At 45.2% G+C, this 15530-nt stretch carries 10 protein-coding genes; 3 read left to right on the forward strand and 7 right to left on the reverse strand.

Translation table 11 applies throughout. The features are described from left to right. Positions 1-2 precede the first annotated feature (2 nt). From IQQ51_RS16280 to IQQ51_RS16290, 3 genes are all read left to right on the forward strand, one after another. Positions 3-1949 (forward strand): beta-N-acetylhexosaminidase, encoded by a 1947-nt coding sequence (locus IQQ51_RS16280; RefSeq protein WP_193841596.1) that lies wholly within the window; start codon positions 3-5, stop codon positions 1947-1949. A gap of 127 nt (positions 1950-2076) precedes the next feature. Continuing rightward, positions 2077-4482: a GH36-type glycosyl hydrolase domain-containing protein gene (locus IQQ51_RS16285; RefSeq protein ID WP_193841597.1), complete on the forward strand. Its 2406-nt coding sequence runs from the start codon at positions 2077-2079 to the stop codon at positions 4480-4482. 74 nt (positions 4483-4556) lie between these two features. Continuing rightward, a complete protein-coding gene (locus IQQ51_RS16290) occupies positions 4557-5969 on the forward strand; it encodes a phosphoglucomutase/phosphomannomutase family protein (protein ID WP_193841598.1) in 1413 nt (470 codons plus the stop codon). A 150-nt stretch (positions 5970-6119) separates the two neighbouring features. Here IQQ51_RS16290 and IQQ51_RS16295 read toward each other — a convergent pair whose 3' ends face one another. The 7 genes from IQQ51_RS16295 to acnB form a co-directional block, all read right to left on the reverse strand. Then, positions 6120-7148 (reverse strand): ABC transporter ATP-binding protein, encoded by a 1029-nt coding sequence (locus IQQ51_RS16295; protein WP_017059417.1) that lies wholly within the window; start codon positions 7146-7148, stop codon positions 6120-6122. Then, positions 7148-8773 carry an ABC transporter permease gene (locus tag IQQ51_RS16300; RefSeq protein ID WP_050620019.1) on the reverse strand — a complete coding sequence of 542 codons (1626 nt, stop codon included), beginning with the start codon at positions 8771-8773 and terminating at the stop codon, positions 7148-7150. Before IQQ51_RS16300 ends, IQQ51_RS16295 begins: the two co-directional genes overlap by 1 nt. A 244-nt stretch (positions 8774-9017) precedes the next feature. Then, complete coding sequence (locus tag IQQ51_RS16305; RefSeq protein ID WP_016790767.1) at positions 9018-10031, reverse strand: Fe(3+) ABC transporter substrate-binding protein; 1014 nt, start codon at positions 10029-10031, stop codon at positions 9018-9020. A gap of 295 nt (positions 10032-10326) precedes the next feature. Next, entirely contained in the window at positions 10327-11556 is a 1230-nt protein-coding gene (locus tag IQQ51_RS16310) for an ammonium transporter (RefSeq protein ID WP_048605711.1), read from the reverse strand. A gap of 27 nt (positions 11557-11583) precedes the next feature. Further along, positions 11584-11922, reverse strand: coding sequence for a P-II family nitrogen regulator (gene glnK / locus IQQ51_RS16315; RefSeq protein ID WP_004738200.1), 339 nt, complete (start codon positions 11920-11922; stop codon positions 11584-11586). Positions 11923-12160: 238 nt separating this feature from the next. Beyond that, positions 12161-12529 (reverse strand): YacL family protein, encoded by a 369-nt coding sequence (locus IQQ51_RS16320; protein WP_019824378.1) that lies wholly within the window; start codon positions 12527-12529, stop codon positions 12161-12163. A 283-nt stretch (positions 12530-12812) separates the two neighbouring features. After that, positions 12813-15401: a bifunctional aconitate hydratase 2/2-methylisocitrate dehydratase gene (gene acnB / locus IQQ51_RS16325; protein WP_048605714.1), complete on the reverse strand. Its 2589-nt coding sequence runs from the start codon at positions 15399-15401 to the stop codon at positions 12813-12815. Positions 15402-15530: the final 129 nt, after the last annotated feature.

The raw sequence follows: 15530 nt of genomic DNA on the forward strand, positions 1-15530 counted from the left end.
ATATGAATTATCGCATCGACTTAGCTGTTCTTTCTGAACAAAAAAATAACTGCCGATTTGGCCTTACGGTACATAACTTAAGTGACCTCGACGTAAAAGATTGGTCTCTGCACTTTGCGTTTGATCGATTCATCCTTCCAGAGAGTTTGTCGCAAGGTAAATTGACTCAAGTTGGCAGCTTTTGCTCGTTCACACCAAGTTCGTCAGTGTTAAAGGCCAACAACCATTACTACCTTGAATTCAGTATTCAAAGCGCACCATTCCGCTTCTATTCTGATGGCCTTAACGATGCCTTTATCCAGTCACATAATGATGGAGAAACATCGGTACTGCCTGTCGCGATATCACCCATTGTACTGGCTTCGCCATACCGTGAACGCAATCAAATACCTGAAGTTAACGCTGCTGAGATTGCATTGATTCCTCAACCGAATCATATCGAACTTCAGCAAGGTAGCTTCGCACTAAGTAGCGACTGCAGAATTGAAGTTCAATCTCATCTTGCTGATAAGGCAATCTCTTGGTTCCAGAAAGAATTGCTCTCGACCTTTGAGTTGTCTCTTTCGAACGCGCTTTCAGCTGAACTTTCAAAAAACGAAAGCGGCGACATTCTATTTCGCAGCAACCCGACGTTAGATGAAGCTGAATACAAGCTGACCATCACTGCACAACAGATTATTGCTGAATCAGGCAGCCAGTCGGGCTTTACACACGCTGTGGCAAGCTTGATTCAACTAGTTCAACAACTGGACGCAGAGAACTTCTCTCTACCATGTTGCAAGATAGCCGACCAACCGCGCTTTAAGTACCGCGGCATGATGTTGGATTGCGCTCGTCACTTCCACTCAGTGGATCAAGTGAAGCGTTTAATCAACCAATTGGCGCACTACAAATTCAACGTTTTTCACTGGCACCTCACCGATGATGAAGGTTGGAGAATTGAGATAAAGAGCCTGCCACAGCTAACAGAAATTGGCGCTTGGCGTGGTCCTGATCATGCACTAGAACCGCAATACACCCACATTGCGGACAACTATGGCGGCTTCTACACACAACAACAGATTCGTGAAGTCATTGAATACGCTGAGCAACGCAGCATCAAGGTGATCCCAGAGATCGATATTCCGGGACACTGTCGTGCCGCAATCAAATCACTGCCTGAGATGCTGGTAGAACAAGCTGATACAACTCAATACAAGAGCATTCAGCACTACAACGACAACGTCCTAAACCCAGGCTTGCCCGGCACTTACCAATTCTTAGACGCGGTTATTGAAGAAGTCGCAGAGCTGTTCCCGAGCGAATTGATTCACATGGGTGCAGACGAAGTGCCACCGGGCGTGTGGACCAACAGCCCTGCTGCTCAAGCATTGATGAAAGAACACCAGTACCAAGACAGCAAAGACCTACAAGGCCACCTATTCCGCTATGCCGAGAACAAGCTTAAGCAACTCGGCAAACGCATGGTCGGCTGGGAAGAAGCACAGCACGGCGACAAAGTGAGCAAAGAGACCATCATCTACTCATGGCTCAGTGAAGAAGCGGCTGTCAATTGCGCTCGCCAAGGCTTTGATGTGGTGTTGCAACCTGCACAGTTTACTTATCTCGACATGACCCAAGATTATGCACCGGAAGAACCGGGCGTAGATTGGGCTGCCGTTATCCCATTAGAACAAGCTTATACCTACGAAGCACTTGCTGAGATATCCGACACCGACCCAATTCGTAAGCGAATCCGCGGAATTCAGTGTGCTCTATGGTGTGAGATCGTCACCAACCAAAAGCGTATGGATTACATGGTATTCCCAAGAATTAGCGCTTTAGCTGAAGGATGTTGGACACATAAAAACAACCGAAACTGGCTAGATTACCTATCTCGCCTAAAGGGGCATCTGCCATTACTCGACAGACTCAATGTTGATTATCGCAACCCTTGGAAAGCTCAATGAAACAAACCAAAGCGACACTCACATCGAGTGGTTGCTGACTCAAATTAAGGTGCTCGGTTAGATACGACTCAGCATCACTATTTAAAAATTAGCTGCATAAATGCAGTTTGTTAAAAAGGAAATGACAATGAAATACGGCTATTTCGATAACGACAATCGCGAATACGTCATCACTCGCCCTGATGTACCAGCACCTTGGACAAACTACCTAGGTACTGAAAAGTTTTGTACCGTGATTTCGCACAATGCGGGCGGTTACTCGTTCTACAATTCTCCGGAATACAACCGTGTTACTAAGTTCCGTCCAAACGGCACATTCGACCGCCCAGGACACTATGTTTACCTGCGTGATGATGAGACGGGTGATTACTGGTCTATCTCTTGGCAACCAGTGGCAAAGAGCCTAGATGAAGCGAACTACGAAGTTCGTCACGGCCTGTCATACTCAAAATTCAAATGTGAATACAGCGGCATTACCGCAACCAAGACGCTATTCGTACCTAAGGGTGAAGATGCAGAAGTTTGGGACGTTGTATTAAAGAACAACACTGACAAGCCAAGAACCATCAGCACCTTCTCGTTTGTTGAGTTCTCTTTCAGCCATATTCAATCAGACAATCAAAACCATCAGATGTCTTTGTACTCTGCGGGCACGTCTTACCAAGAAGGTGTTCTGGAATACGACCTGTACTACAACACTAACGACTTTGAAGGCTTCTATTACCTAGCTTCAACTTTCTCACCAGACAGTTACGATGGCCAACGTGACAACTTCCTTGGCATGTACCGTGATGAAGCAAATCCAATTGCGGTTGAAAACGGTAAGTGTTCTAACAGCGCTCAAACTTGTTACAACCACTGTGGTTCTCTGCACAAGCAATTTACGATTCAACCAGGTGAAGAAGTTCGCTTTGCGTATGTACTCGGTATCGGTAAAGGCAACGGTGAACGCCTACGTGAGAAGTACCAAGACACAGCAAACGTAGACGCCGCTTTCCAAGGCATCAAAGATCACTGGGACGAGCGTTGCAACAAATTCCAAGTTAAGTCGCCAAACGAAGGCTTAGACACAATGATCAACACGTGGACGCTATACCAAGCCGAAACCTGTGTGGTTTGGTCTCGCTTTGCATCATTCATCGAAGTTGGCGGTCGTACTGGTCTTGGTTACCGTGATACTGCGCAAGATGCTATTTCAGTACCTCATGCCAACCCACAAATGACCAAGAAGCGCATTATCGACCTGCTTCGCGGCCAAGTGAAAGCGGGCTACGGTCTACACTTGTTCGATCCAGACTGGTTCGATCCAGAGAAAGCCGACGTTGAGCCATCAAAATCACCAACGGTTGTTCCAACACCGTCAGATGACGACAAGATCCACGGCATTGAAGACACATGTTCTGATGACCACCTATGGATCGTTCCGACCATCATCAAGTACGTGATGGAAACCGGTGAGCACGACTTCTTCGATGAAGTGATTCCATACGCAGACGGTGGTGACGCGACAGTTTACGAACACATGAAAGCGGCACTGAACTTCTCTGCTGAATACGTGGGGCAAACGGGTATCTGTAAAGGCCTTCGTGCTGACTGGAATGACTGTTTGAACCTAGGTGGCGGTGAATCATCAATGGTTTCATTCCTACACTTCTGGGCGCTACAAGAATTCCTGGATCTTGCTAAGTTCCGTAATAACGATGCTGACGTTGCGAAATACACTGAAATGGCTGCTAACGTTCGCGAAGCATGTGAAACGCATCTTTGGGATGACGAGGGTGGTTGGTACATCCGTGGTCTGACTAAAAATGGCGACAAGATCGGTACAGCTCAACAAACTGAAGGTCGTGTACACCTTGAGTCAAACACGCTCGCGGTTCTATCTGGCGCGGTATCTCAAGAACGCGGTGAGAAAGCGATGGACGCTGTTGATGAGAACCTTTTCTCTGAATACGGCCTACACCTAAACTCTCCATCATTCGCAACACCAAACGATGACATCGGCTTCGTAACTCGCGTTTACCAAGGCGTAAAAGAGAACGGCGCAATCTTCTCTCACCCTAACCCATGGGCTTGGGTAGCAGAAGCTAAACTAGGTCGTGGTGACCGTGCTATGAAGTTCTACGACGCACTGAACCCGTACAACCAAAACGACATGATTGAAACACGTTACGCAGAACCATACTCGTATGTGCAGTTCATCATGGGTAAAGATCACCAAGACCACGGCCGTGCAAACCACCCTTGGTTAACGGGTACGTCGGGTTGGGCTTACTTCGCGGTAACCAACTTCATTCTTGGTGTTCGTACAGGCTTTGAAGGCTTAACGGTTGATCCTTGTATCCCGACTGATTGGCCAGAGTTCGAGGTTACTCGTCAATGGCGTGGCGCGACTTACAACATCAAAGTGCAAAACCCGAATGCAGTAAGCAAAGGCGTTGCCTCTATCACTATCAATAGTGAGTCAGTTGAAGGCGCAATCCCAGTACAAGCAGAAGGCAGCGTGAACGATGTTGTCGTTGTTCTAGGCTAGTCACGCAATTTAACGAACAGCTCTTGTCTCAAGTCTTTACGGGCTTGAGACAATGAGACTAAAAGGATTTTCTAATGATTAAATTTGGTACAGGTGGCTGGCGCGCTTTCATTGGTGAAGAGTTCACTAGAGAAAACGTCCGTTTAGTAGCACAAGCGCTCGCTAACATCATTAACAACGAAGATGCAGCCAAGAATGGGTTTGTGATCGGCTATGACCGCCGCTTCCTTTCAGATAAAGCCGCATGTTGGTTTGCAGAAGTACTTGCGGCGAACAACATCAAAGTAAGCTTCATCGATAAGTTCGTTCCAACACCTATCGTGATGTTCCAAGCAAAAGAGATGGGATGCACCTACTCGGCGTGTATTACCGCTTCTCACAACCCCGCTGATTACAATGGTATTAAGGTGTTCATTGAAGGCGGCCGCGATGCCGATGAGATCATCACAGAGAAGATCGAACAGCAAATCGCAACACTGACCAACGAAGATGTTATCCGAGTCGATTTCGAACAAGCATTAAACGACAAAGAAATCGAGATCATCAACCCGATGAACGACTTTGTTGATTCAATCATCAACTTCATCGATATCGATTCGATCAAGAAAGCTAACCTACGTGTACTGATTGATCCAATGTTTGGCGTGGCAAAAAATGCTCTGCAAACCGTGCTGATTAACGGTCGCTGTGATGTCGATGTCATCAACGATGGCAAAAACCCAGATTTTGGTGGCTTGATGCCATCACCAAATGCTGCAACGCTCTATCGCTTGAAGCACTTAGTTGCAGCAGAAGGCTATGACATTGGTATTGGTACTGATGGCGATGCCGACCGTTTGGGAATCATCGATGAGAAAGGTCACTTCATTCACCCTAACGAAGTACTACTCCTGCTTTACTACTACTTGCTGGAATACAAAGGCTGGAAGGGCTCTGTCGTTCGTAACATCGCAACCACACATCTACTGGATAAAGTGGCGGCAGATCATGGTGAGAAGAGCTTTGAGGTTCCTGTAGGCTTTAAGCATATCAGCTCGCAAATGGAGGCTGATGACTCTCTGATTGGCGGCGAAAGTTCAGGAGGTTTAACCATTCGTGGTCATATCAAAGGTAAGGATGGCGTATTTGCTTCAAGCTTACTGGTTGAGATGATCAGTGTGACAGGCAAGAAGCTGTCTGAATTACTTGATGAGATTTACTCTAAATATGGCTATGCCTACACCGAAGAAGGCGATTGTAAGTTTAAACCTTCAGAGAAAGAAGCGCTCTACACTAAGATCTACGTCGAGAAGCAACTGCCTGAATTTGAATACGAAATTGAAAAAGTCAGCTATGAAGATGGTGCCAAGGTGTACTTCAAGAATGGCGGCTGGGTAATTGCTCGCTTCTCAGGAACAGAGCCGTTACTACGAATCTTCGCAGAAATGGAAGATAAAGACACTGCAGAACGTGTTCTTCAAAAAGTGAAAGACTTCCTCTCTCTATAGGCTTATAGAGTGCAGCAGTTTTGTATGGGACTTAACAAATCACTGCCTTGTTAAAGCCTATAAGTGAAGAACTCTTGCCCAGTACTTTGTTTAAAGTGCTGGGCTTTTTTATCGCGATTCTTGTAACGATTAGTATCGCGTTATATCTCTTTAAAAAGCCAGTACGCCTTTGGTATCGACTTTTACGTTGACCGGCATACCCACTTCAAGTGCTTCTGACGAGGTTGCTAATAACTTCTGACCATGTGCTTCGATTACATAACGACAGTGATCGCCCATAAATTGCTGCTCGAGCACTGAAATAGCACTATCTTGCTCGTAACTTGCTTGGATATGCTGGGGCCTTAGCAGAAGCTCACACGTATTGCCGAACTCAATCTCCGTTTGCGGTTTGGCTTCAACCATACCCAAACTGGTTTCAAATTCATGCTCTGAAATACGCTGTGCATTGAGATAGCTACCGCCGCCCAAAAAGTCTGCAACGAACTTACTCGAAGGATGGAAATACAACTCAGATGCCGAGCCATACTGCTCAATCACACCATGGTTCATTACTGCCATTTTATCTGCAAATGCGAACGCTTCTTCACGGCTGTGAGTTACGAAGATAGCTGTAACACCCTGCTTCTTAAAGATCTTACGAATCTGAGAAATCAGCTCATGACGAACCTGAGTATCGATGTTTGAGAATGGTTCATCTAACAGTAGTAAGTCTGGCTTGTACGCCAAAGAACGAGCAATAGCGACACGCTGTTGTTGACCACCTGAAAGTTGGTGTGGGTAGCGGTCACCGTACTCATCTAAGTGAACCAGCTCCAGCATCTCTTGAACCTTGTCTTTCTTTTGCTGCTCAGAAAGGTCTTTCAAGCCAAAGCCGACATTCTGGTTTACCGTCAGGTGCGGAAACAGGGCGTAATCTTGGAAAATCATACCAATGTTACGCTGCTCTGGTGGCAACCAATTCTCGCCATCATCAATGGTTTGACAGTTCAAACTCATCACACCGCTACTCAATGGAAGTAAGCCCGCAATCGCCTTCAGTAAGGTCGTTTTACCGCAGCCACTCGCACCAAGAAGACAAACAATTTCACCATGCTCAACTTCTAACGAGAGCGCTTCCAAAATGGTTTGCGACTCATACTTACAGGTCAGATCTTTAATTGATAATGCACAACTCATTAGTTTTTCTGCTCCAAGGAACGGTTTACGATGATCAGAGGAATTAAACCCACCAACACCAATAATACAGCAGGCATCGCCGCCAACTCTAGGTGCTCATCTGAGGCATAGTTATAAACATAAGTCGCCAATGTTTCGAAGTTGAAAGGACGCAGTAGCAATGCCGCATTCAACTCTTTCATTGATTCGATAAACACCAGTAAACCAGCGATCAATGCGCCACGTTTAATCAAAGGTAAATGAACACGGCGTAACATCTGATTGGTATTGCAACCCATGGTTTTCGAGGCCATATCCAATGAAGGGGATACTTTACTCAAGCTGCTTTCAATGCTGCCAATTGCTACTGCCGAAAAGCGCACGACCATTGCAAAGATTAGCGCGAACATCGAACCGGAGAAGATCAAACCAGGTCGCCCCCACTCCATCACTTTCGCAATGTCATTGACCAAGTGATCCATGAACAAAACAGGTACCATCACACCAATCGCTAACACAGTGCCTGGAACGGCATAGCCCATCGAAGCGAGACGCATATAAGCCTGATTTTTCTTACTCGGACTAACTCGTTGATTAAAGTTAACAATCATCGCGATAATCACGCCAATAATCGCAGCAGCTACCGAAACGTAAAGACTGTTGATGGCATATTCTCTGAATTCAGGGGTCCAGCTTTGAGCAAAATATTTGTAGGCGTAAATTATGAGCTGGCCAAGAGGGAACAGGAATGCAACGCAAACTAATCCCCAGCACCAGAATAGTGCCAGCCATTTTTTCCAACCAGAAAGGTCATAACGAAAATCTTCGCGGCTACTGAACTGATTCTGGAATAGCTTCTGCTTACGGCGGCTGTATCGCTCTGAGCTCAATAGTAGGATCACGATAACCAGCATGATTGCCGATATTTTCGCTGCTGCCGTTAAGCTTGAGTAGCCCAGCCAAGTATCATAAACCGCAGTCGTTAAAGTATTTACCGCAAAGTAACTCACGGTACCAAAGTCACCGATGGTTTCCATAGCAACAAGCGATAAACCGACCGCCATTGATGGACGAACAAGTGGTAAGGATATACGACGGAAGCTTTCCCAAGGTGAGCACTTTAGCAAACGAGCGGATTGCAATAAGGAGACGTTTTGCTCCATAAATGCCGCGCGGCACAGCAAATAAACATAAGGATAGAGAACGAGAGACAGAACAATAATAGCGCCGGATAAGGTTCTAATATCCGGGAACCAATACTCACCGGGTCCCCACCCAGTAAGATCTCGCAGTAGAACCTGAACAGGGCCGGCAAAGTCGAACCAATCGGTAAAGATATACCCAACAATATAGCCTGGCATTGCTAATGGCAGGACGAGTGCCCACTGCAAAACACGCTCTCCCGGAACACGGCACATTGCCATAACCCAAGCCGACGGAATACCAAAAACTAAAGACAGGAACATGGTTCCTATGACTAAAACCACCGTATTGTAGGCATAGGTAGGCATCACTGTGGACATCAGATGAGAAAATAGCTCATCCGTTTCTCCAACAGCCGTCGTAAAAATCGCTAAGATCGGTAAAACCAGTAATACAGCAATAATGCTGCTACTGGTGTTCCATAAATAATTCTTTTCTTTCATCGCCTAACTACAACGAGGCTTAATGAAACACAAATGCATTTGCAAATACATCTCATATCCTTTTAATGGTGGGGTTATTTATACCCATATACTCTAATGACTTCAAGGTGAGATGCTAATAACTCAAGGGATCAACGGGGTGCTTTGTATCAAAAAGTGATTTTCCAATAACAAACAACCCCAAGTAGCCAAAATGGCGACTTGAGGTTGTCATTTTACTTAGGCCGAAACCTACCGTAATAAATTATAGATCGAACTTAACTTCGTCTAATAGCTTGATTGCAGCCGCGTGGTGGTTTGCAATTTCATCTAGAGAAATAGTATCCGCTTTGAACTCGCCCCATGAAGCAACAAGCTCAGAAGGTTTAACGTCTGCTTTCACTGGGTATTCGTAGTTCACTTCTGCGTACATGCTTTGTGCTGTGTTACCAGATAGGAATTCCATCAGCTTAACGGCATTCTCTTCATTTGGAGAGTATTTAGCCATTGCCATACCAGAGATGTTTACGTGAGTACCTGTAGTCTCTTGGTTCGGGAAGTTAATGTAAACAGAGTCAGCCCAAGCTTTTTGCTCTTTATCATTAACCATCTTACCTAGGTAGTAGCTGTTACCAAGAGCAACATCACAAAGACCTTCTTTAATCGCTTTAACTTGCGCGCGGTCGTTACCTTGAGGCTTACGTGCTAGGTTTGCTTTTACGCCTTCTAGCCATTCTTTCGTTTCAGCTTCACCTTTGTGAGCAATCATCGAAGATACTAGAGAAACATTGTATGGGTGCTTACCGCTACGAGTACAGATTTTGCCTTTAAATTCAGGCTTAGTTAGATCTTCGTAAGTGAACTCTTCACCTAGACGACCAACACGGTCACGTGAAGAATAAACGCTACGTGTACGAGTTGTTAGAGCGAACCACTCGTTATCTGTATCTTGGTATTGAGCAGGGATGTTCTTTTCAAGTACATCGCTCTCTACAGATTGAACTAGACCTTGTTTAGTTAGTTCAGATAGACGGCTGATATCTACAGTTAAGACAACGTCAGCTGGGCTGTATTCACCCTCTTGAGCTAACTTCTCTGCTAAACCTTTTTTAGCAAACTTAACGTTTACTTTAATGCCAGTCTCTTTTGTGAACTCTTTGAACATTGGCTCAACAAGGAAAGGTTGACGGTAAGAGTATACGTTTACTTCTTCCGCAGCCATTGCTGTCGGGGCAATTACACCACACGCTAGAGCTGAAAGTGTTAGCAGTTTCTTCATTGTAAAATCCTTTATATCGAAATGATAATGTCTATCAGTTGCGTTATTATATTCATCATTAACATAATTACAATGACGACCAACAAAAAATCCGTCTACTCAGACCATTTAAACTCTCACTTTTGTAACAAACCATTTCAACTTTGTGTCTTGTCATCCCCCTTAAACAATAAGCCTAACTTCAACGTTCGTGTTTATATATTGTGCAACCGTAAATACAACAAAGCCCCGCAACAAGAGTTACGGGGCTTTCTTTGTCCAACCTAACCCATTCAGATTAGGCGACGACTGTTGATTATTTTACTGATACAAACTCAGGGTAAGCGCCGACACCACAATCGTGCATGTCCATACCTTCAAGTTCTTCATCTTCCGTTACTCGGATACCGATTGTTGCTTTAAGCACTGCCCATACCGCTAAGCTAGCACCGAATACCCATGCAAAGATTACTGCTGCACCTAATAGTTGAGCACCAAACGTTGCATCAGCGTTGCTTAGTGGCACAGCCATTAGACCGAAGAAACCACATACACCGTGTACAGAGATAGCACCTACTGGATCATCAATCTTAGCTTTGTCTAGAGCGATGATGCTGAATACAACCAATGCACCAGATACCGAACCAATTGCTACAGCAAATAGAGGTGATGGTGATAGAGGGTCTGCAGTGATTGCTACTAGGCCCGCTAACGCGCCGTTAAGAATCATTGTTAGGTCTGCTTTACCCCAAGTTGTTTTACATACTAGTAGTGCTGCAATTGCGCCCGCTGCTGCTGCTGCGTTGGTGTTAAGGAAGATTTGACCTACTGCTGTTGCGTTCTCAAAATCCGAAACCATCAGTTGAGAACCGCCGTTGAAACCGAACCAACCAAACCAAAGGATAAATGTACCTAGCGTTGCAAGTGGCATGTTTGAACCAGGAATCGGGTAGATTTCACCGTTCTTACCGTATTTACCTTTACGAGCACCGAGTAGTAGAACACCAGCTAACGCTGCTGCTGCACCAGCCATGTGTACGATACCTGAACCTGCGAAGTCGCTGAAACCTGCTTCTGATAGGAAACCGCCGCCCCAAGTCCAGTAACCTTCAACTGGGTAAATGAACGCTGTTAGTACTACAGAGAAGATTAGGAATGACCAAAGCTTCATACGCTCAGCAACCGCACCAGATACTACAGACATTGCTGTTGCAACGAATACTACCTGGAAGAAGAAGTCTGATTCTAGAGAGTGGTCTGCGCCTTCACCTTGTGTACCAATCAGAGTACCAAATGATGGCAACCAACCGCCTTCACCGTTGTCGACATACATGATGTTGTAGCCAACCACTAAGAAAGCTGTACAAGCAATTGCGTACAAACAGATGTTCTTAGTTAAAATTTCTGTGGTGTTCTTTGAACGAACTAGGCCAGCTTCTAACATCGCGAAGCCTGCTGCCATCCACATTACCAACGCACCTGAAATGAGGAAGAAAAAAGTGTCTAGTGCGTAACGTAGTTCCGTTACTGTTGTTGTAAGTTCCATATTAAAGTCTCCAGTCCTTGTAATTCTTTAAAGTGCTTCAGCATCCATTTCACCAGTACGAATTCGTACGGCTTGGCTTAGGTCATACACAAAAATTTTGCCGTCGCCGATTTTTCCGGTGTGTGCCGCTTGGCTAATCGCTTCAACAACTCGGTCAACATTCTCAGCTTGGGTAGCAATCTCTAGCTTCACCTTTGGTAGGAAATCCACTTGGTACTCTGCACCACGATACAATTCAGTGTGTCCCTTCTGACGACCAAAGCCTTTTACTTCAGAAACAGTCATACCTTCAATACCCACATCAGAGAGCGCTTCGCGTACATCGTCTAATTTGAATGGCTTAACAATGGCATTTATTAATTTCATATTCGTTCCTTAAATTCTTACTTAATCCGTTAATTCTCTTATTACAATCCAAGTAGCGTGCCAAAAAGTTAAGTGATTGATTTTAAATGAGATGAAGGTAATAAGGTCGTAATAACGAAAAAGGCCGCACCAATATGGTGCGGCCTTTTCACTATCTTAATGCGTGATGCTCTTATTGCTCCAGTTTTGGGCAACGAAGCCTTCAAAGCTCTGAATGACTAACAAATAGGTCTTAGGACTAGTAACCTAAAAAATCCATCCAGCGTTCGATGAGCAGTTCGAAATCGTCGATTCCGCAGCTTGCTTGGCTTTCACAGTTATAGAAGTCGAACTCACTGCCCTCTTCCATCTCTTGCTCATGCGCTAACACGTTTTCTTGAATCGTTACTTCATCTTCATTGATCGCAAGGCTAATCTCTTTGCCAAGCAACGTCACTTCATTGCTCAAATCCTGTCGAGATTGCTCAATCAACGCCATCACATGATCTAATTTCTGCTTATCTTTACCGATCTCTTCTTGAAGCCAACGGCCAACAATCTCATGGCCCATGCTGCATTTCACATAGTATTCACCCATTAGAGTGTTTCTAGTAAATTCGAATTCCATAAGGCTCCAAAGCTCTAATAAAAAGAGACTCAATAAAAGGGTTGTGGCAAAAATGAGGCGAGAGTATATAGCGAAGTCATCAAGAGATCGAGTCGCTCGTCGTCCAGAATTCAGACATAAAAAAACGCCTACCGAAGTAGACGTTCTATCATTTGGGTTCCTCTAAATAGTTGGAATTGCAGTTAGGCGACAAGTACGTTCATCCCTATGAGCATAGAAGCTCTATGTGATTAGGGTGAACGTACGCAGTCAACAACGCTGCAGCTACAAATATAACGAGGAACTAAGCTGGTTCTTGGAAGATAACAGTGTCTGCTTTTTCCGTGTACTGACCCATTTTATGGAAGTTCAGGTAACGGTATGTATCAGCAGCCGTTGCATTAATCTTCTCAGCGTACTCTAAGTACTCTTCTTTCGTTGGGATGCGACCTAGAATCGCACCAACAGCAGAAAGCTCAGCAGAAGCCAAATAAACGTTCGCGCCATTACCTAAGCGGTTCGGGAAGTTACGCGTTGACGTCGACATAACCGTCGAAGCATCAGCAACACGAGCTTGGTTACCCATACATAGTGAACAGCCAGGAGTTTCGATACGTACCCCAGCACGACCGAAGATGCCGTAGTAGCCCTCTTCTGTCAGTTGGTCTTTATCCATCTTCGTTGGCGGAGCCACCCATAGGCGAGTATTTAGTGAGCCGTTAAACTCTTCTAGCATCTTACCTGCAGCACGGAAGTGACCGATGTTGGTCATACAAGAACCGATGAACACTTCTTGAATCTCAGTTCCTTGAACGTCAGAAAGAAGACGAGCATCATCTGGATCGTTTGGTGCACATAGGATTGGTTGATCGATGTCAGCAAGATCAATCTCGATAACGTGCGCGTATTCCGCATCTGAATCAGCAGATAGCAACTCAGGGTTCGCTAACCACTCTTCCATTGCTGTGATACGGCGCTCAATCGTACGAACATCACCGTAACCTTCAGCAATCATCCACTTAAGCATAACGATATTCGAGTTCAGGTACTCATCGATAGACTCTTGAGATAGCTTAACCGTACAACCTGCAGCAGAACGCTCAGCAGATGCATCAGAAAGCTCAAATGCTTGCTCAACAGATAAGTGCTCAACACCTTCAATTTCTAGTACACGACCAGAGAATTCGTTGATCTTACCGGCTTTTTCTACCGTTAGTAGACCTTGCTTGATGCCGTAAAGAGGAATGGCATGTACTAGGTCACGTAGCGTGATACCCGGTTGCATTTCACCTTTAAAGCGAACCAAGATAGATTCAGGCATATCAAGAGGCATAACGCCTGTTGCCGCAGCAAATGCTACCAAGCCAGAACCCGCAGGGAATGAAATACCTAGAGGGAAACGAGTATGCGAGTCACCACCTGTACCTACAGTATCAGGAAGAAGCATACGGTTTAGCCATGAGTGGATAACACCATCACCCGGACGAAGTGAAACACCCGCACGGTTCATGATGAAATCAGGTAGCGTATGGTGAGTGTTTACATCGACTGGTTTAGGGTATGCAGATGTGTGACAGAAAGACTGCATTACAAGGTCTGCTGAGAAACCAAGACACGCGAGATCTTTAAGCTCATCACGAGTCATAGGACCGGTCGTATCTTGAGAACCGACGGTCGTCATTTTAGGTTCACAGTACTGACCAGCACGAACACCTTCAACGCCACATGCTTTACCAACCATCTTCTGAGCTAGCGTGTAGCCTTTATCAGATGCAGATGGATCGATTGGTTTAGCAAACAGATCCGTTTCAGCTAGACCTAGAGCGTCACGAGCACGACCCGTTAGACCACGACCGATGATCAGTGGAATACGGCCACCAGCACGCACTTCATCAAGAAGTACTTTGCTTAGCTCAAAGTTTGAAATCACAGAACCGTTCTTGTGAACAACACCTTCGTACGGGTAGATATCAATAATATCGCCCATGTTCATGTCTTGTACGTTCAGTTCAATGGGCAATGCGCCTGAATCTTCCATTGTGTTGTAGAAGATTGGTGCAATTTTACCACCAAGACAAACACCGCCAGTACGCTTGTTTGGTACGAATGGGATATCTTCACCCATGAACCAAAGTACTGAGTTTGTTGCCGATTTACGTGAAGAACCTGTACCAACAACATCACCAACGTAAGCCAGTGGAATGCCATCTTTTTGCATTTCTTCAATTTGATTGATTGGACCAACGCTACCCTGTTCATCAGGAGTAATGCCATCACGTTCCATCTTCAGCATCGCTTTCGCGTGTACTGGGATATCAGGACGTGACCATGCATCAGGCGCTGGAGATAAGTCATCAGTGTTCGTTTCACCGGTAACTTTAAATACTTTAACGGTGATCTTTTCCGCTACTTTGTTTTTCGCTGTAAACCATTCAGCATCAGCCCAAGATTGAAGTACTTGTTGTGCAGATGCATTGCCAGCTTTCGCTTTCTCTTCTACGTCATAGAACGCATCGAACATCAGTAGAGTATGAGATAGCGCTTTAACAGCGATTGGAGCAAGCTCAGCATCGTCTAGTAGAGATACTAGAGATTCGATGTTGTAACCGCCTTGCATAGTACCAAGCAGTTCTGCAGCTTTTGCTTTGCTTACTAGTGGAGAAGCTACTTCACCTTTAGTGATAGCCGTAAGAAAGCCAGCTTTTACGTAAGCAGCTTCATCTACACCCGGTGGAATGCGATTTTCTAGTAGGTCAAGAATGATTTCTTCTTCACCTTGAGGTGGATTCTTCAGAAGTTCAACTAGGCCAGCTACCTGCTCAGCATCTAGTGGTTTTGGAACAACTCCTTCGGCAGCACGTTCTTCGACGTGTTTACGGTAGGCTTCAAGCACGACTTTTTTCCTCTCATTGCGGTTCACTTCTTCCCTTCATAATTGTTAGTAAAATAAAGAAGTGAACATCCTTGGAAACTTGGCTCTCCATTGCCATTTTTGTCATTCAATTTGTATTGATGAGCGGCG

The organism is Vibrio sp. OPT18 (assembly GCF_015163615.1).
In the GTDB taxonomy this organism is placed as follows: domain Bacteria; phylum Pseudomonadota; class Gammaproteobacteria; order Enterobacterales; family Vibrionaceae; genus Vibrio; species Vibrio coralliirubri.

Coding starts and splice junctions, on each gene's coding strand:
- IQQ51_RS16300 (WP_050620019.1), bottom strand. CDS start 8,773: ATGAAAGAAAAGAATTATTTATGGAACACCAGTAGCAGCATTATTGCT.
- IQQ51_RS16280 (WP_193841596.1), top strand. CDS start 3: ATGAATTATCGCATCGACTTAGCTGTTCTTTCTGAACAAAAAAATAAC.
- IQQ51_RS16285 (WP_193841597.1), top strand. CDS start 2,077: ATGAAATACGGCTATTTCGATAACGACAATCGCGAATACGTCATCACT.
- IQQ51_RS16310 (WP_048605711.1), bottom strand. CDS start 11,556: ATGGAACTTACAACAACAGTAACGGAACTACGTTACGCACTAGACACT.
- IQQ51_RS16290 (WP_193841598.1), top strand. CDS start 4,557: ATGATTAAATTTGGTACAGGTGGCTGGCGCGCTTTCATTGGTGAAGAG.
- IQQ51_RS16295 (WP_017059417.1), bottom strand. CDS start 7,148: ATGAGTTGTGCATTATCAATTAAAGATCTGACCTGTAAGTATGAGTCG.
- IQQ51_RS16320 (WP_019824378.1), bottom strand. CDS start 12,529: ATGGAATTCGAATTTACTAGAAACACTCTAATGGGTGAATACTATGTG.
- glnK (WP_004738200.1), bottom strand. CDS start 11,922: ATGAAATTAATAAATGCCATTGTTAAGCCATTCAAATTAGACGATGTA.
- IQQ51_RS16305 (WP_016790767.1), bottom strand. CDS start 10,031: ATGAAGAAACTGCTAACACTTTCAGCTCTAGCGTGTGGTGTAATTGCC.